Origin of the sequence: Sinorhizobium numidicum (genome assembly GCF_029892045.1) — a bacterium.
In the GTDB taxonomy this organism is placed as follows: domain Bacteria; phylum Pseudomonadota; class Alphaproteobacteria; order Rhizobiales; family Rhizobiaceae; genus Sinorhizobium; species Sinorhizobium numidicum.
This window is the reverse complement of the sequence record NZ_CP120368.1, coordinates 1,309,500-1,323,823: the sequence shown is the minus strand read 5'-3', so window position 1 is coordinate 1,323,823 and position 14,324 is coordinate 1,309,500. Positions and strand designations below refer to the sequence as shown.

Below are 14,324 nucleotides of genomic sequence, written 5' to 3'. Positions count from 1 at the left end.
TTCGTTCCTCCATGAGCGCAATCAGCCGATCAGGCGCGGATATTCGATCGCCGGGCAGCGGTCCATGACGACCTTGATGCCAGCCGCCTCGGCCTTGGTCGCGGCTTTGTCGTCGCGGACCGACAATTGGCCCCAGATCACCTTCGGCAAGGAGGGTAGTGCCAGGATTTCATCCACCAGCGCAGGCAATGCCGCGGCTGCGCGGAAGACATCGACCATGTCGATCGGCTCGCGGATATCTGCGAGCCTCGCCACGACAGGCTGATCGAGGATGGTCCTGCCCGCCTGACCCGGATTGACCGGAATGACTCGGTATCCCTTGCGCAGGAGGAAGGCCATTGCGCGATGGCTCGGCCTCTCGGCTTTCGGCGACGCGCCGACGAGCGCAATGGTCTTCGTTTCGCGCAGGATGTCGGCGAGATAATAATCCGGGTAAGCGTCGTGGTTCATGCTTGCACGTCCGGGCAACAATTTATTTTACGCCGGGATACTTGGCTTCACGTCGCGGCAAGTCAACCGCCATCGCTCCTTCGCGGGGTCTTTGCACCATTTCATTGCTGCCATTGGACACGGAGCTTGGATTTCAACTTCCAACCGAATCCGGTTGCATTTCCGGCAATGCAAAGCGACAACCGTTGAGAGCTTCCTCCAATCGTCCCGCCGAGGTCCATCGTGCCGCTAGACGTCATTGTGCTCGTCCTCGTCGGGGCGCTCTTGCACGCGACCTGGAACGCATTGGTTAAAGCAGGCTCGGAAAAGTCGCTGGATGCCGCCATGGTGGCGCTCGGCGCTGCCGTTGTGGCGCTGCCCTTCCTGCCGCTCATGCCCCTGCCCAAGTCCGAAGCTTGGCCCTACATCCTGGTTTCGGCGCTCTTCCAGTTTGTCTATTTCCAACTGGTAGCAGCGTCCTATCGCGCCGGCGATATCGGCCTCGTCTATCCGCTGATGCGCGGCGTCGCGCCACTCATCGTCGCTTCGACCAGCTATACGGTTGTGGGCGAGGCGCTGACGACCGGCGCGGTTGCGGGTATCTCTACCATTTGTGCCGGCGTGCTGACGCTTGCCTTCGAATCTCGCAAGGGCGGCAAGCACGCAATCATGCTCGCCCTCTGCAATGCCTGCGTGATTGCAAGCTACACCTACGTGGACGGCATCGGCGCCCGTGTTTCCGGCAACCCGATCTCCTACACGCTCTGGATGGCGCTGCTGCCGCCGGTTCTTCTCTTCACCTGGGCTTTCATCCGGCGCGGCATCAAGCCGGTGCTTCGCCATGTCTTTCATCATTGGTGGCGCGGACTGATCGGCGGCGCCGGCTCTATCGCCGCCTACGGGCTGGCGCTTTGGGCGATGACCAAGGCTCCGGTCGCGACGGTCGCGGCCCTTCGCGAAACGTCAATCCTTTTCGCAGTGGTGATCTCCATCGTCTTTCTTAAAGAGCGCGTCAGCGTCTGGCGCGTTGCAGCCGCCGCAATCATTGCGCTCGGCGCCCTGCTTCTCAAGCTTGCCTGAGGACTATTCTTCCTTCCATTCCGGCATCCGCTTGCCGAGAAAGGCGCCGATGCCTTCTGCCGCATCGCGGGCGAACATGTTTTCGACCATCGTTCCGACCGCATAATCATAGGCATCGGCTAATGGCATTTCCGCTTGCCGATAAAAGGCTTCCTTGCCGATCTTCAGCGCCTGCGGCGATTTCGAGGCGATCACCTGGGCGTATTTATCGACCACCTGGCGCAGATATTGCTGCGGGACGATGCGATTGACGAGGCCGAAGTCTTTGGCAGTGGAGGCATCGATCGTCTCGCCGGTCAGCAGCATCTCCATTGCCTGCTTGCGGTGGGCCGCGCGGGATAGAGCCACCATCGGCGTCGAGCAGAACAGGCCGATATTCACACCCGGCGTGCAGAAGGTCGAACTGTCGGTGCAGATCGCCAGGTCGCAGCTTGCCACCAATTGGCAGCCGGCGGCGGTCGCCAGGCCATCGACTTCGGCGATCACCGCCTGCGGCAGATTGGCGATCTTCAGCATGATGTCCGCAGCGAGGCGGATCGTACGCTCGAAGAAGGCCCTGCCGCCATCGTCATCGGCGCGATGCAGGGTCATCTCCTTGAGGTCGTGGCCGGCGGAGAAAAGCTTACCGGAGGCTGCAATCACAATGACCTTAATGTCCTTTGAGGCGGCGGCGTTCAACTCGGCCAGAAGCGCTTCCATCAATGCAATCGACAGGACATTCGCAGGAGGATTGTTGAGCGTCAGCCGCAGCACGGGGCCGTTCGCCTCGCGCAGCAACAGACCATTCGGCTCTTCCTTTCGGAATGAAACAACGTCCGCCATGATCTCCTCCCGATGTCCGCCAGATAACGTCGTGGTACGCCGCCCCGGCCGGTCTTTCAACCCCGGCACCAAATTCCGCGTACGACCATTTTCCGGCTTGCACCACGGTTGTAGACGTCCTGTAACAAGCGCGAGCAGAGATGGAGAAATGCGATGAAGCTGCAGCCGATCATGACCGTCGATGAGTTGAATCGCTTCCTCGACACCGATTTTCCTCAGGTTCACACCGACGGCAAGATCTTCGCCGTGACCGCCACCGGGCCTGGTTATGCGACCATGCGGCTCGATCCGAACGAGCGCCACATCCGGCCGGGCGGCACCGTTTCCGGTCCGACGCTTTTCGCGCTTGCCGATGTTTCCGCCTACATCGCGCTGATTGCGCATATCGGTCCGGTCGCCCTCGCCGTCACGACCAACCTCAACATCAACTTCCTGCAAAAACCCGAACCGGACCCGCTCGAATGCACCTGCCGCATCCTGAAACTCGGCAAGCGTCTCGCCGTTCTCGATGCCTCGATAGTGTCGGTTGTCAAGGAAGAATTGGTGGCCCACGCCACCGCCACCTATTCGATTCCGCCGCGCTAATTTGAGGTGCCATAATACCCCATCCCTAACCATTTGATTCTGCACGCTATTCTTTTCGCCCCTCTGAAACGTCGCTCTTGACGCTATTTTCACACTTCCGTATAAGCTGCCGCAGATCGCGGTCCCCTCGGGCCGCCTTCTTTTTGGCCTGCAAAAAGCCAAACCAAGCAACAAGAAACGCCCGGCCGTACGCATCCGGGTCCAACGAAAGAGTTTAGATATGGCAACCTTCGTTCAGAAGCCTGCAGAGGTGGAGAAGAAGTGGATCCTCATCGACGCCGAAGGGCTCGTTGTCGGTCGCCTCGCTTCCATCATCGCAAACCGCCTGCGCGGCAAGCACAAAGCCACCTTCACGCCGCATGTCGACGATGGCGACAACGTCATCGTGATCAACGCCGAGAAGGCCGTCCTCACCGGCAAGAAGTACACCGACAAAAAGTACTACTGGCACACCGGTTACCCGGGCGGCATCAAGGAGCGCACCGCGCGCCAGATCATCGAAGGCCGCTTCCCGGAGCGCGTCATCGAGAAGGCCGTTGAGCGCATGGTTCCGCGTGGCCCACTCGGCCGCCGCCAGATGAAGAACCTGCGTGTCTACGCCGGCTCCAACCACCCGCATGAAGCACAGCAGCCGGCCGTCCTCGACGTCGCCAAGCTGAACAGCAAGAACACAAGGAGCGCCTGATAATGGCTGACCTTTCCGCTCTCAAGGATATCGCCACGACCGCGGAACCGGCTGCTCCGGTTCACGTCAAGAAGATCGACGCGCAGGGCCGCTCCTACGCGACCGGCAAACGCAAGGACGCCGTTGCCCGCGTCTGGGTCAAGCCGGGCTCCGGCAAGATCACCGTCAATGGCAAGCCCTATGCGGCTTATTTCGCTCGTCCGGTTCTGCAGATGATCCTGCAGCAGCCGATCGTCGCCGCTGCCCGTGACGGCCAGTTCGACATCGACGCGACCGTTGCCGGCGGTGGTCTTTCCGGTCAGGCCGGTGCCGTCCGTCACGGCATTGCCAAGGCCCTCACCTACTTCGAGCCGGGCCTGCGCTCCGTTCTGAAGCGTGGCGGCTTTCTCACCCGCGACAGCCGTGTGGTCGAGCGTAAGAAGTACGGCCGTGCAAAGGCACGCCGTTCGTTCCAGTTCTCCAAGCGTTAATCGCTGGCGAATACTGCAATTTCGAAAGGCCGGGCACGTCCCGGCCTTTTTTCTTACAGCGCCGGGCGTCTTTTCGGACGCACAAAGATCGCTGTAACGCTTTGAATTGCTGCATGGTTCCGGGGCGGAACTGCTCCATTCCTTTATGTCTTTCGCATTTCCGAACGGCGAACCGCGCGACACTTCGCCTGGAAATGCTTTTGTTTCAGATCGGCAGTTCTGTCGTCGACTTGAGTTCTCTCAGCACGAAACTGGACACGACCGTCCGCACGTGCGGGTTGCGCATCAGATAGCGCGTCATGAAGGCGTCATAACTCTCGACATCCGTCGCCCGGATCTTCAACATGTAGTCGAACGTGCCGGACAGCGCGTAACATTCCATGATTTCCGGCCGGTCCCTGACCACGGCCGAGAAAGATGCGATCGCCTCGTCGTGATGATCCTCTAGGGTCACATGGGCGATGATGCAGAGTTTCAGATCGAGCTTTGCCGGATCGAGCAGCGCGACACGCTTTCGGATCACGCCTTCGGCCTCGAATTCCTGAAGCCGGCGCCAGGCCGAACTCTGCGACATGCCGGCCTTTTCCGCCAATTCCGCAAGCGACTGGCCGCTATCCGCCTGGATCAGGCGAAGCAGCCGACGCGACGACTGAAATGATTCCTTCAAATCTGACGGCATTTTGAAAATTCCTCCCGCCAGCAAACCGATAAGCGGCAACTGTGAAACAAATACTCAGCCCGTTGGAGATACAATTGCAACAGCAATCTGTTCTGACGAATGAGGAGACGTCATGACCAAGGAAAGCACCTATACTGCCAAGCTGCCGGAGCCGGACGGCACCTACCTCTACACGCCTGAGGAGGATGCGATCTGGGGCGAGCTCTACCGGCGGCAGATTGCGCTGCTCGCGGACAAGGCATGCGACGAATATCTCGAAGGCGTGCGGACGCTTGGCTTGAATCCGGACAAGGTCCCGCAGCTCAAGGAGGTCAACAGGCGGCTTGCCGAGAGCACCGGTTTCGGCGTCGAAGGCGTGCCGGCGCTCATCCCGCCCTCGCGCTTCTACGAGCTCTTGTCGCAAGGCAAGTTCCCGCTCGCAACCTTCATGCGGCGGCGAGAGCATATCGACTATATCGAGGAGCCTGACCTCTTCCACGAGGTTTTCGGCCATTGCCCGCTGCTCACCAACCAGAGCTACGCCAACTTCGTCCGCCGCTTCGGGCAAAAGGCGGCCGCGCTCGGCAAGGGCTATTCGTGGCACCTGTTCCGCATCTTTTGGTTCACCGTGGAGTTCGGGCTGATCAACACGCCAAAAGGGCGGCGATGCTATGGCGCGGGCATCGTTTCGTCTCCGAGCGAGACGCATCATGCCATGGTTTCGATGGCTTGCGAGTTCCGCCCCTTCGACCTGATGACCGTGCTGCGCACGCCCTACCGCATCGATATCGTCCAGCCGATCTACTATGTCATCGAAAGTTTCGCTCAGCTCGAGTCGATCATCGAGGAGGATGTCACAGCGCGGATCAACGAGGCGAAGGCACTCGGCGATTTCCCACCGGCTTTCGAGGCCCAAGCCTCCTGACCGATGCACAAGATTTTGTCGGCAAGGTCTTGCCTTGCCGACATCGATTGGCCAACGTCCCGTCGATCTGACGGGAGAATGGACCATGGCAAACAAGACGATCGACCACGCGATTACCGCAAGGTCGCTCACGTCGGCGGCTTCCGATCCGACCCATGCCGGTATCCTCTCCTTCATGCGGCGGAGATACACCAAACAGCTGAAGGACGTGGACGCGGCGGTCTGGGGTATTCCTTTCGATGCGGCCACCTCGAACCGCCCCGGCGCCCGTTTCGGCCCGCAGGCGATACGCTGTGCGTCGGCCATCTTCGACAACGATCCGCAATATCCATTCCAGCGCGATCTCTTCGCGGATATGGCAACGATCGACTATGGCGACTGCCTGCTCGACTACGGCAATCACTTGAAGACGCCGGACACAATAGAGCGCGAGGCGGCAAAAATCCTCAAGTCGGGCTCCTACCTGCTGACGCTTGGCGGCGACCACTTCGTGAGCTATCCGGTTCTGAAGGCGCATGCGGCCGTCCATGGCCCCCTCGCCCTCGTTCAGTTCGATGCCCATCAGGATACTTGGCCGGACGAGAAAGGCCGCATCGATCACGGCTCCTTCGTCGGCCGCGCCGCGCGCGAGGGACTGATCGACGTGGAGCATTCAATCCAGATCGGCATCAGGACGCACGCACCGGAGGATTGCGGCATTCGGATCGTCTACGGCTACGAGGTCGAGGAGATGAGAGCCGAGGAGATCGCCGACTTGATCGTGCGGCATGTCTCGAGCCGGCCGGCCTATCTGACCTTCGACATCGACTGCCTCGACCCGGCCTATGCACCCGGTACCGGCACGCCTGTCGCCGGCGGCCCGTCGAGCGCCAAGATCCTCTCGGTGCTGCGCAAGCTGAGCTCGCTTCATATCGCCGGGAGCGACGTGGTCGAGGTGGCGCCGGCCTATGACCATGCCGACGTGACCGCCATTGCTGGCGCGACCATCGCCATGTATATGCTGGGCTTGCGCGCCGAATGGCTCGCGGAACGGCGCGGCTGATCCGAGCGTTCGCTAAGAAATTGATTCAATTCTATGCCAGACTAATAGCGGAAAACTCCGTAACAGTCTGCAGGAGCAGGAAAATCATGAAACCGAAGATCTTCATCGATGGCGAACACGGCACGACGGGCCTGCAGATCCGCGCGCGCATGGCCGATCGCAGGGATCTTGAGCTGCTGTCGATCGCGGAAGCGGAACGGCGCAATGCGGCGATGCGCGAGGATCTCCTGAACAGCGCCGACATTGCCATCCTCTGCCTGCCCGACGATGCGTCCCGCGAAGCGGTTGCCATGGTCGCCGGCAACAATCGCGTTCGCATCATCGATACGTCGACCGCACATCGCGTTGCGCCCGACTGGGCCTACGGCTTTGCGGAAATGGACAAGGCGCAGTCTGCGAAGATCCGCGATGCACGCCACGTCGCCAATCCCGGCTGCTACCCGACAGGGGCGATCGGCCTGATCCGGCCGTTGCGCCAGGCGGGCATCCTGCCGGATGGCTATCCCGTTACCGTCAACGCAGTTTCCGGTTATAGCGGCGGCGGCAAGCAGATGATCGCGCAAATGGAGGACGAACAGAGCCCCGATCACATCAGCGCGCCCCACTTCCTCTACGGTCTCACGCTGAAGCACAAGCATGTGCCGGAGATGAAGATGCACGGTCTGCTCGAGCGCGCGCCGGTCTTCTCGCCCTCCGTCGGAAAGTTCCCGCAGGGGATGATCGTGCAGGTGCCGCTCTATCTCGACGACCTCGCTCCCGGCGCGACGCTCGAAAACATCCACGCCGCGCTCGTCGAGCATTACGCCGACCAATCGATCGTCGAAGTCGTCCCGCTCGCCGAAAGCGAAAAGCTCGCCCGGATCGATGCGACGGAGCTTGCCGGCAAGGACACGATGAAGCTTTTCGTCTTCGGGGCGAGCGGCGGCGCGCATGTGAACCTCCTCGCCCTGCTCGACAACCTCGGCAAGGGCGCTTCCGGGGCGGCCGTCCAGAACATGGACCTGATGCTTTCGGCCTGATGATGCCATGCAACACAAAGCCCCGTCGGTTAGCCGACTGGGTTTCATTTCACCGCATCGAATTTAATCAGTCGCGAACTTCGATCGCCGTCGATTTCGGATATTCGCCGACGAAACCGCGCCAGTGCGCGATCGCAAATCCCAGCACGGCGAGCGCGCCGGCCTGGTGCAGCACGGCCCAGCCGATTGGGACCTGCAGCACGAGAGTCGTGATGCCGACGACTGCCTGGATCGTCACCAGGGCAAAGAGGACTACCGAGCGCCGGGCATGGGTCGTCTCCGGCGCGGCGCGCAGCGAGACGATCATGTGGATCAGCGCCAGCGCGAAAAGCAGGTAGGCGCCAGCGCGGTGCAGGAATTGCACCGTCTTCGGATTTTCGAAGAGATTGATCCAGGCCGGCTGCTGCACGAAGAGGCCTTCCGGTACGATCGCACCGTCCATCAGCGGCCAGGTATTGTACGTAAAGCCCGCGTCGAGACCCGCGACCAGCGCGCCCAGATAGATCTGGAACAGGCTCATGGCGGCGATGATGCCGGCCGTCATTCGCGATCTTTTCGTCGGCGCCGCGTCATCGGAATGCGGACAAAGGCCGCGCAGGATCCACATGCAAGCGGCAAAGATCAGGCAGGCGATGACCAGATGCGTGGCGAGCCGGTACTGGCTGACTTCGGTTCGCTCGACCAGACCGGAAGATACCATCCACCAGCCGATAAAGCCCTGAAATGCTCCGAGAGACAGAATGCCGAGAAGCGGCAGCCTCAACCGCCTTTCAATCCGCCCGGTGATCCAGAAGAAGAGAAGCGGCAGCGCGAAGATCACGCCGATGGCGCGCGCCAGCACGCGGTGGGCCCATTCCCACCAGAAAATGGTCTTGAATTCCTCCACCGTCATGCCCTTGTTGAGCTGCTCATATTGGGGAATCCGCTGGTAGAGCTGAAATTCCTCTTCCCATTCCTGTGCTGACAGAGGTGGGATGACACCGTGAATGGGCTTCCATTCGGTGATCGACAAACCGGATTCGGTCAACCGCGTTCCGCCGCCGACGAGCACCAGTGCAAAGAGCGCAAACAGGACGACGGCAAGCCAGCCGCGGATCTGCCGCCGGTTGCGCTCGGTTCTGCCGATCTCCCGCAGGAGCGTCTGTTCTGTTGCCAACTCGGCATGCGCCATGGGCTTTCCCTCGTTTGTCGCCGGTCCGAAAGCCGTTGATTTGCACCAGAGCGCCGTGCAAAACAAGGCCGAAACCTTTGCGGCATCCCGTCGCGGCTGCATTGCCGCCATCCGAAAGAAGAAAAATGCCCGTACGCCTCAGAAAACTGATCGGCACCATCCTCATCATCGTTCTTGTCATCGTTTATGCGCTGGCGGCTGTTACCTTCGCATCGCTCCTGCTCGGCGCATCGCCCTGGTGGGTGCATCTCCTTTATTTCTTCTTCACCGGCCTCTTGTGGATCCTCCCTGCGATGCTGATCATCAAGTGGATGGAGAAACCCGCTGCAAAGCGCTGACCGCCGAGGTGCAACAATGAAGATCGCTGTCATCGCCGATATCCACGGCAACGACCTGGCCCTCGAAGCCGTGCTGGCGGATATCGACGCGCAAGGGATCAACGAGATCGTCAATCTCGGCGATCATTTCAGTGGGCCGCTCAACGCCGCGCGCACGGCGGATATTCTGATAGGGCGCAGCATGCCGGCGATCCGCGGCAATCATGATCGCTACCTTCTCACATTCGATCCTGAGCACATGGGCACGTCGGACCGCGCTGCGCATGATGAGCTCGAATCGCGCCACATCGATTGGCTGGCGGCCCTGCCGGAAACCCTGACCTATCGCGACACGCTCTTCCTCTGTCACGGCACGCCCCAAAGCGACGAGACCTACTGGATGGAAGGCCTGACGGCAGAGGGTGTCGTCCACATGGCTGAGCGCAAGGCGATCGAGCGCTTTGCCGAGGGTATCGATTGTCCCGTGATCCTCTGCGGCCACACCCACGTTCCGCGGGTGGTGCGGCTCGGGGACGGGCGCCTCCTCGTCAATCCCGGCAGCGTCGGCTGCCCCGGATATGACGACGACCAGCCCGTGGCCCACAAGGTCGAAACCGGCTCGCCAGATGCGCGCTACGCCATCGTCGAGTGCGCCGCCGACAGCTGGAGCGTCACCTTCCGCTGCGTGAGCTACGATTACATGGCGATGGCGCGCCTTGCCGCTCGGCGCAACCGCCCCGTATGGGCGAAAGCGCTCGCGACCGGTTTCCTCGACTGACGCCTATTTCGCGCCTTTGAGCGCGTCGAGGTCGGCACCGGTGATCGCCGCGATGTTGCGCGTGATCTTGTCGACCGGCCAGTCCCACCACGCAATGGCGCGCAAACAGGCTGTCACCTCTGCAGGGAAACGCATCTTGACGACGCTTGCCGGATTGCCGGCGACGACCGCATAGGCAGGCACGTCTTTCGTTATCACCGATTTCGCCGCAACAATGGCCCCGTCGCCGATCGTAACACCCGGCAAAATCGTCGCGTGCATGCCGATCCAGACATCGTTGCCGACGATCGTGTCACCGCGATAGCCGCTGGCATAGGCGGCGGAATCGAAGCCCTCGCGCCAACTGCCGGGAAAGATCCCGAACGGAAAGGTCGAGAAGCCGTCAAGCGCATGATTGGCTCCGTTCATGATGAACTGGACGCCGGTCGCCAAAGCGCAGAACCGTCCGATCACCAAGCGGTCTCCGATGAAGTCGTAGTGATAGAGAACGCATCTTTCCTCAAAGTGTTCAGGGCCTTGCGGGTCGTCGTAGTAGCTGAAGTCGCCGACTTCGATGAGCGGCGAACGCACGAGGTTCTTCAGGAAGCCGATACGTGTGAACTCGGCAACGGGAAACTTGGCACCGGGATCCGGCGCGGCATAACTGGCTGGCATGGGCTGCTCCGTCGATTGGTCGACATCTAACGCAGCGATAACGATTTTTCCAACGCATCCGCAGAACGGCGGCGGCTTCACCCTTTGCTAACTGCGTTCCCCGGTTGCCGCCGCGCGACCGCGCGAATTAATCGGATGTAGCAATATCCGCGCTCCAATTGCTTCACTCCCACGCGTGCGGATGACAGATGAGATGGCGAATACCGACTTCACCCTTTCCCCTTCGAGCGGTGCCGAGCCGCATAATTCGAGCACGCTCCCGCTCGCCGAAAGGCATGATGCGGGTCGGATCACGATCTCCATCCACTTCGATGCGGCCGCACTTGAAGCCGAATGGCGCGCGCTGGACGGGAACAACCGCAATTCCCTGCATCAAAGCTTCGACTGGTGTGCGGCGTGGACGAAAACCCACGGCAGCCGACTGCTGATCGTTCGCGGCGCGCTTGGGCGAGAGCCGCTTTTCATCCTGCCGTTTGAGGTCGATCGCGGACGCTTCTTCCATACAGCCCGCTTGATCGGCTCCGCACATAGCAATCTCAATACCGGTTTGTTTGGCAATGATGCAGAACCGGCACCGCGCGCCGAACTGGCGGCCGCGCTGACCGAGGGGATCAGCGCCCACCTGCGACGTTTCGCCGACGTCGTCATGCTCGATAGAATCCCATCAATGTGGCGTGGCGCGCCCCATCCTCTTTCCGCCGTGCCCGGAATCGAAAATCCCAATGCCTCCTTCCAACTCCCGCTTCTCGGCACCATGGAGCGCACGCTTGCGCAACTCAACGCAAAGCGGCGGCGCAAGAAGATGCGCATATCCGAAAAGCGTCTCGACGCCATTGGCGGCTACGAATACGTCGTTGCCCGCGCAACACCGGAAGCACACGCGCTGCTCGACACATTCTTCCGCCAAAAAGCGGCGCGCTTCGAAGCGCTCGGCCTGCCGGATGCGTTTCGCGATGCCGACACGCGTGCGTTCTTTCATGCGTTGATCGGTACTTTCGAGAAAGGGCGGGATGCCGGCTACCTACTGGAGCTCAATGCGATAAGGCTCAAGGGCGAACACGAAGGCCGGGTCATCGCCATTTCAGGCCTGTCACGCAAAGGCGATCACGTCATTTGCCAGTTCGGTTCGATCGATGAAGAGATCGCCGCCGACAGCAGTCCCGGAGAGCTGCTGTTTTATCGGATGATCGAGCGCCTCTGCGGCGAAGAGGTGGCACTCTTCGATTTCGGCATCGGCGATCAGCCTTACAAACGCTCGTGGTGCACGGTCGAGACGCGACTACGGGATATTATCCTGCCACTGACGCCGCGCGGGTATTTGGCCGCGGGGGTCCAGCACGCAGTCGCGCGGACAAAACGGGTCATCAAAGCCAACAAGACTTTTTACGAGTTCGTTCAGCGCCAGCGGCAGCGGCGGCAGGCGAAATCAGTGGAAGACGATTGACCTGCGGCAATCACCGGCTGAAACCCGCCTGGAATTTCGCCTTAAGAGCGGCTTGCTAGGTTCTCATGCCGCGTGGCGCCCGGGGAATTCCGGGTCGCTTTCGCCGCGTCCGGTCATTAGCATGATGTCACGGTATCCGGCCTCGCCGAAGCTCGTGAGCAGCTCTACGATCTGTTCATCGCCGACCGATCGTGCCGATAGAATGATCTCGCTTCCCTCTCGCCGAGCGATCTTGGCGACGGCATCAGCGTCGGCCGAACCGCATTCGATCAGGACCAGGTCGTAGGCGTTGGTCAGCGCGTCGATGATCATCTGCAGCCGCTCGATGCCGCGCATTGCCACTCGCGGATCGGCGTCGCCGTGGGGAATGACATGCGCGTCCGAAAATCTGTCCCCGTGGATCGATTCTGCGAAGGCGACCTCGCCAGAGAGCAGGTTCGTTATCCCCGGCAGATGAGGTGATTGAGCCATAAGCCGCGTCGGGCAAGCCGAGCCGGAAAGATCGATCATCACGACCTTCTGCTCCTTCTCGGCCAGCAGGCGGGCCAACATGACGGCTGCCGTCGATCCCTCGTCGCCGCCCGGCGATACCGAAACGGCGACCCTGACATCCTTCTCGCGAAGATGATCTGCAACCGCCTCGATCGAAAAATCATCGTCCGGCGCCGGGATAGATCCCTGCTGCTCTTCCCGTTCGGTCAGCTCTTCCGTCGCAAGGACAGGCGCAGAAATCTCTTCGGCAGCGCTCGGGATTGCGAGAGCAGGCGAAGGGGATCTGAGAGGCGTCGCCCCCGAAGCCGAGACCGGCCTCAGCGCCCGTCCGCTGAAGAGCTCGCCAAGCATGATGACGACGCAACTGACCAGAAATGCGGCGAACGCTGCGACCATGGTGATCGGCAGTACTTTCGGAAAACTCGCATTGGTGGGGACTACGGCCTTCGAAATCACGCGCGCATCGGCGGGTGTAGCGTTCGCGACGCTCCGCGAGGTCGCCTCACGGTAGCGGGCGAGATAGGTTTCGAGAAGCTGCCGCTGCGCTGTTGCTTCACGCTCCAATGCGCGCAGGCCGACCTCTTCCTCGCCCGCCTGCGCCGATTGGGCCTTAAGAGCGTTCAGTTGCTGTACCAACTGCTGTTCGCGCAGCTGGCCGACCTTCGCCTCGTTGTCGAGACTACCGAGTATCTTGTGTGTCTCCGCGCGGATCTGCCCCTCGATACCTTCGAGTTGAGATTTCAGCCCCTTCAGGCGCGGATGGCCGTCGAGCAGAGCGGTCGACAAATCGGCGATCTGCCCCTGGATATTGGCCCGGTTTTCCTTGAGCCGCTGGATCATCGGCGATCCGACTATGTCGGCGAGCGTATCGACCGAACGGCCGGCTGCGAGCGCAGCCCGCACACCTTCGGCGCGCGCCGCCGCATTCGCCCTCTCCCCGCGCACCCGCGCGAGCTCGGTCGAAATGTCGGTAAGCTGGCGGGTGGCAAAATTCTGCGTCTCGCCGGTCGGCAGCAAACCCGATTCGGCACGGTAGACGGCGACCTTCGCCTCGGCCTCACGCACCTTTTCGCGCAGGTTGGCGATTTCCGGTTCCAACCAGCGGCTCGCCTCGGAATTGGAATCGAGCTTCGCGCCACTCTGCAGCGCCTGATAGACCTTCGCCATTTCATTCGGAATGGCCGCAGCGAGCTGCGGGTCCTTCGAGGTAAAGACAATGGCGATCACGCGTGATTTTTCAACCTGATACACCTGCAGCTTCGAATTGAATTCCTTCAATATCCGCTCTTCCGGCGGCAGTTCGAGCGGGTTTTTCTTGAGGCCGAGCATCACCAGAAGATCGGAAGCAGCCGAAGGATGGGCGGAGGGATCGAACTCCGCGAGCTCATGAAGTTTCATGTTTCGTGCGACCTGTTTGATCAGATCGACGGAACGTAGCACCTGCACCTGGCTCGATATGCCGGACTCGTCGAAAACCCGATCCGAACCGCCCGGGGGTACCTGGCTCTGGCCACTGAACTCCGGTTCGCGCGATTCGATGAGCACACGCGTCTCGCCCTCGTAGTCAGGTGCGATCATCTTCGCGGCCGTAAACGCGATCGCGGCGGCGCAGACCGTGACGAGCAGGACGCGGGTCCGGCGCTGCCAAATAGCGCGGACGAGCCCGCCGAGATCGATATCCACATCCTGCTGTCCACTGCCGACGCCCGACATGCCCGCACTCCGAAGCCTCTTTGTTCGGCCGGAAAGTAAA

General features: G+C 61.1%; 16 protein-coding genes. 10 read left to right on the top strand and 6 right to left on the bottom strand.

What is annotated here, in order from left to right; all coding sequences use genetic code 11:
• Positions 1–21: 21 nt before the first annotated feature.
• Positions 22–450, bottom strand: a complete 429-nt coding sequence (locus tag PYH37_RS17435) for a CoA-binding protein (protein WP_280732734.1) — start codon at positions 448–450, stop codon at positions 22–24.
• A 222-nt stretch (positions 451–672) separates the two neighbouring features.
• On the opposite strand from PYH37_RS17435, the gene PYH37_RS17430 reads away from it, so the two are divergent.
• Positions 673–1,509, top strand: a complete 837-nt coding sequence (locus tag PYH37_RS17430; RefSeq protein ID WP_280732733.1) for a DMT family transporter — start codon at positions 673–675, stop codon at positions 1,507–1,509.
• 3 nt (positions 1,510–1,512) lie between these two features.
• On the opposite strand, the gene PYH37_RS17425 is transcribed toward PYH37_RS17430, so the two are convergent.
• Complete coding sequence (locus tag PYH37_RS17425) at positions 1,513–2,331, bottom strand: enoyl-CoA hydratase (protein WP_280732732.1); 819 nt, start codon at positions 2,329–2,331, stop codon at positions 1,513–1,515.
• Between the two features lie 153 nt (positions 2,332–2,484).
• On the opposite strand from PYH37_RS17425, the gene PYH37_RS17420 reads away from it, so the two are divergent.
• The 3 genes from PYH37_RS17420 to rpsI all read left to right on the top strand — a co-directional run bounded on the left by PYH37_RS17420 (position 2,485) and on the right by rpsI (position 4,071).
• Positions 2,485–2,916: a PaaI family thioesterase gene (locus tag PYH37_RS17420; RefSeq protein ID WP_280732731.1), complete on the top strand. Its 432-nt coding sequence runs from the start codon at positions 2,485–2,487 to the stop codon at positions 2,914–2,916.
• A 220-nt stretch (positions 2,917–3,136) separates the two neighbouring features.
• A complete protein-coding gene (rplM, locus tag PYH37_RS17415) occupies positions 3,137–3,601 on the top strand; it encodes a 50S ribosomal protein L13 (protein WP_081158079.1) in 465 nt (154 codons plus the stop codon).
• A gap of 2 nt (positions 3,602–3,603) precedes the next feature.
• Positions 3,604–4,071, top strand: coding sequence for a 30S ribosomal protein S9 (rpsI, locus tag PYH37_RS17410; protein WP_280732730.1), 468 nt, complete (start codon positions 3,604–3,606; stop codon positions 4,069–4,071).
• A gap of 205 nt (positions 4,072–4,276) precedes the next feature.
• Here the strand turns inward: rpsI and PYH37_RS17405 are convergent, their stop codons facing one another.
• Positions 4,277–4,750 (bottom strand): Lrp/AsnC family transcriptional regulator, encoded by a 474-nt coding sequence (locus tag PYH37_RS17405; RefSeq protein ID WP_280732729.1) that lies wholly within the window; start codon positions 4,748–4,750, stop codon positions 4,277–4,279.
• 112 nt (positions 4,751–4,862) lie between these two features.
• Between PYH37_RS17405 and PYH37_RS17400 the strand changes: the two genes are divergently transcribed.
• From PYH37_RS17400 to argC, 3 genes are all read left to right on the top strand, one after another.
• The gene (locus PYH37_RS17400; protein WP_280732728.1) at positions 4,863–5,654 is read left to right on the top strand and encodes a phenylalanine 4-monooxygenase; all 792 of its coding nucleotides are present in this window, start codon (positions 4,863–4,865) and stop codon (positions 5,652–5,654) included.
• Between the two features lie 85 nt (positions 5,655–5,739).
• The gene (gene speB / locus PYH37_RS17395) at positions 5,740–6,696 is read left to right on the top strand and encodes an agmatinase (protein WP_280732727.1); all 957 of its coding nucleotides are present in this window, start codon (positions 5,740–5,742) and stop codon (positions 6,694–6,696) included.
• 86 nt (positions 6,697–6,782) lie between these two features.
• Positions 6,783–7,715 (top strand): N-acetyl-gamma-glutamyl-phosphate reductase, encoded by a 933-nt coding sequence (gene argC / locus PYH37_RS17390; RefSeq protein WP_280732726.1) that lies wholly within the window; start codon positions 6,783–6,785, stop codon positions 7,713–7,715.
• 67 nt (positions 7,716–7,782) lie between these two features.
• On the opposite strand, the gene PYH37_RS17385 is transcribed toward argC, so the two are convergent.
• Entirely contained in the window at positions 7,783–8,886 is a 1,104-nt protein-coding gene (locus tag PYH37_RS17385) for a COX15/CtaA family protein (protein ID WP_280732725.1), read from the bottom strand.
• Positions 8,887–9,011: 125 nt separating this feature from the next.
• Here PYH37_RS17385 and PYH37_RS17380 point away from each other — a divergent pair, with 125 nt between their 5' ends.
• Together PYH37_RS17380 and PYH37_RS17375 are read left to right on the top strand one after the other, a co-directional pair.
• Entirely contained in the window at positions 9,012–9,224 is a 213-nt protein-coding gene (locus PYH37_RS17380; RefSeq protein ID WP_280732724.1) for a DUF2842 domain-containing protein, read from the top strand.
• Positions 9,225–9,240: 16 nt separating this feature from the next.
• Positions 9,241–9,981 carry a metallophosphoesterase family protein gene (locus PYH37_RS17375; protein ID WP_280732723.1) on the top strand — a complete coding sequence of 247 codons (741 nt, stop codon included), beginning with the start codon at positions 9,241–9,243 and terminating at the stop codon, positions 9,979–9,981.
• A gap of 3 nt (positions 9,982–9,984) precedes the next feature.
• Here the strand turns inward: PYH37_RS17375 and PYH37_RS17370 are convergent, their stop codons facing one another.
• The gene (locus tag PYH37_RS17370) at positions 9,985–10,635 is read right to left on the bottom strand and encodes a CatB-related O-acetyltransferase (protein ID WP_280732722.1); all 651 of its coding nucleotides are present in this window, start codon (positions 10,633–10,635) and stop codon (positions 9,985–9,987) included.
• A gap of 193 nt (positions 10,636–10,828) precedes the next feature.
• On the opposite strand from PYH37_RS17370, the gene PYH37_RS17365 reads away from it, so the two are divergent.
• Entirely contained in the window at positions 10,829–12,079 is a 1,251-nt protein-coding gene (locus tag PYH37_RS17365) for a GNAT family N-acetyltransferase (RefSeq protein ID WP_280732721.1), read from the top strand.
• Between the two features lie 63 nt (positions 12,080–12,142).
• Here the strand turns inward: PYH37_RS17365 and PYH37_RS17360 are convergent, their stop codons facing one another.
• Complete coding sequence (locus PYH37_RS17360) at positions 12,143–14,284, bottom strand: GumC family protein (RefSeq protein ID WP_280732720.1); 2,142 nt, start codon at positions 14,282–14,284, stop codon at positions 12,143–12,145.
• Positions 14,285–14,324: the final 40 nt, after the last annotated feature.

Excerpts from the sequence above, each read along its gene's own strand:
- PYH37_RS17435 (WP_280732734.1), bottom strand. The coding sequence starts at position 450 with ATGAACCACGACGCTTACCCGGATTATTATCTCGCCGACATCCTGCGC.
- PYH37_RS17425 (WP_280732732.1), bottom strand. The coding sequence starts at position 2,331 with ATGGCGGACGTTGTTTCATTCCGAAAGGAAGAGCCGAATGGTCTGTTG.
- PYH37_RS17420 (WP_280732731.1), top strand. The coding sequence starts at position 2,485 with ATGAAGCTGCAGCCGATCATGACCGTCGATGAGTTGAATCGCTTCCTC.
- rplM (WP_081158079.1), top strand. The coding sequence starts at position 3,137 with ATGGCAACCTTCGTTCAGAAGCCTGCAGAGGTGGAGAAGAAGTGGATC.
- rpsI (WP_280732730.1), top strand. The coding sequence starts at position 3,604 with ATGGCTGACCTTTCCGCTCTCAAGGATATCGCCACGACCGCGGAACCG.
- PYH37_RS17405 (WP_280732729.1), bottom strand. The coding sequence starts at position 4,750 with ATGCCGTCAGATTTGAAGGAATCATTTCAGTCGTCGCGTCGGCTGCTT.
- PYH37_RS17400 (WP_280732728.1), top strand. The coding sequence starts at position 4,863 with ATGACCAAGGAAAGCACCTATACTGCCAAGCTGCCGGAGCCGGACGGC.
- speB (WP_280732727.1), top strand. The coding sequence starts at position 5,740 with ATGGCAAACAAGACGATCGACCACGCGATTACCGCAAGGTCGCTCACG.
- argC (WP_280732726.1), top strand. The coding sequence starts at position 6,783 with ATGAAACCGAAGATCTTCATCGATGGCGAACACGGCACGACGGGCCTG.
- PYH37_RS17385 (WP_280732725.1), bottom strand. The coding sequence starts at position 8,886 with ATGGCGCATGCCGAGTTGGCAACAGAACAGACGCTCCTGCGGGAGATC.
- PYH37_RS17380 (WP_280732724.1), top strand. The coding sequence starts at position 9,012 with ATGCCCGTACGCCTCAGAAAACTGATCGGCACCATCCTCATCATCGTT.
- PYH37_RS17375 (WP_280732723.1), top strand. The coding sequence starts at position 9,241 with ATGAAGATCGCTGTCATCGCCGATATCCACGGCAACGACCTGGCCCTC.
- PYH37_RS17370 (WP_280732722.1), bottom strand. The coding sequence starts at position 10,635 with ATGCCAGCCAGTTATGCCGCGCCGGATCCCGGTGCCAAGTTTCCCGTT.
- PYH37_RS17365 (WP_280732721.1), top strand. The coding sequence starts at position 10,829 with ATGGCGAATACCGACTTCACCCTTTCCCCTTCGAGCGGTGCCGAGCCG.
- PYH37_RS17360 (WP_280732720.1), bottom strand. The coding sequence starts at position 14,284 with ATGTCGGGCGTCGGCAGTGGACAGCAGGATGTGGATATCGATCTCGGC.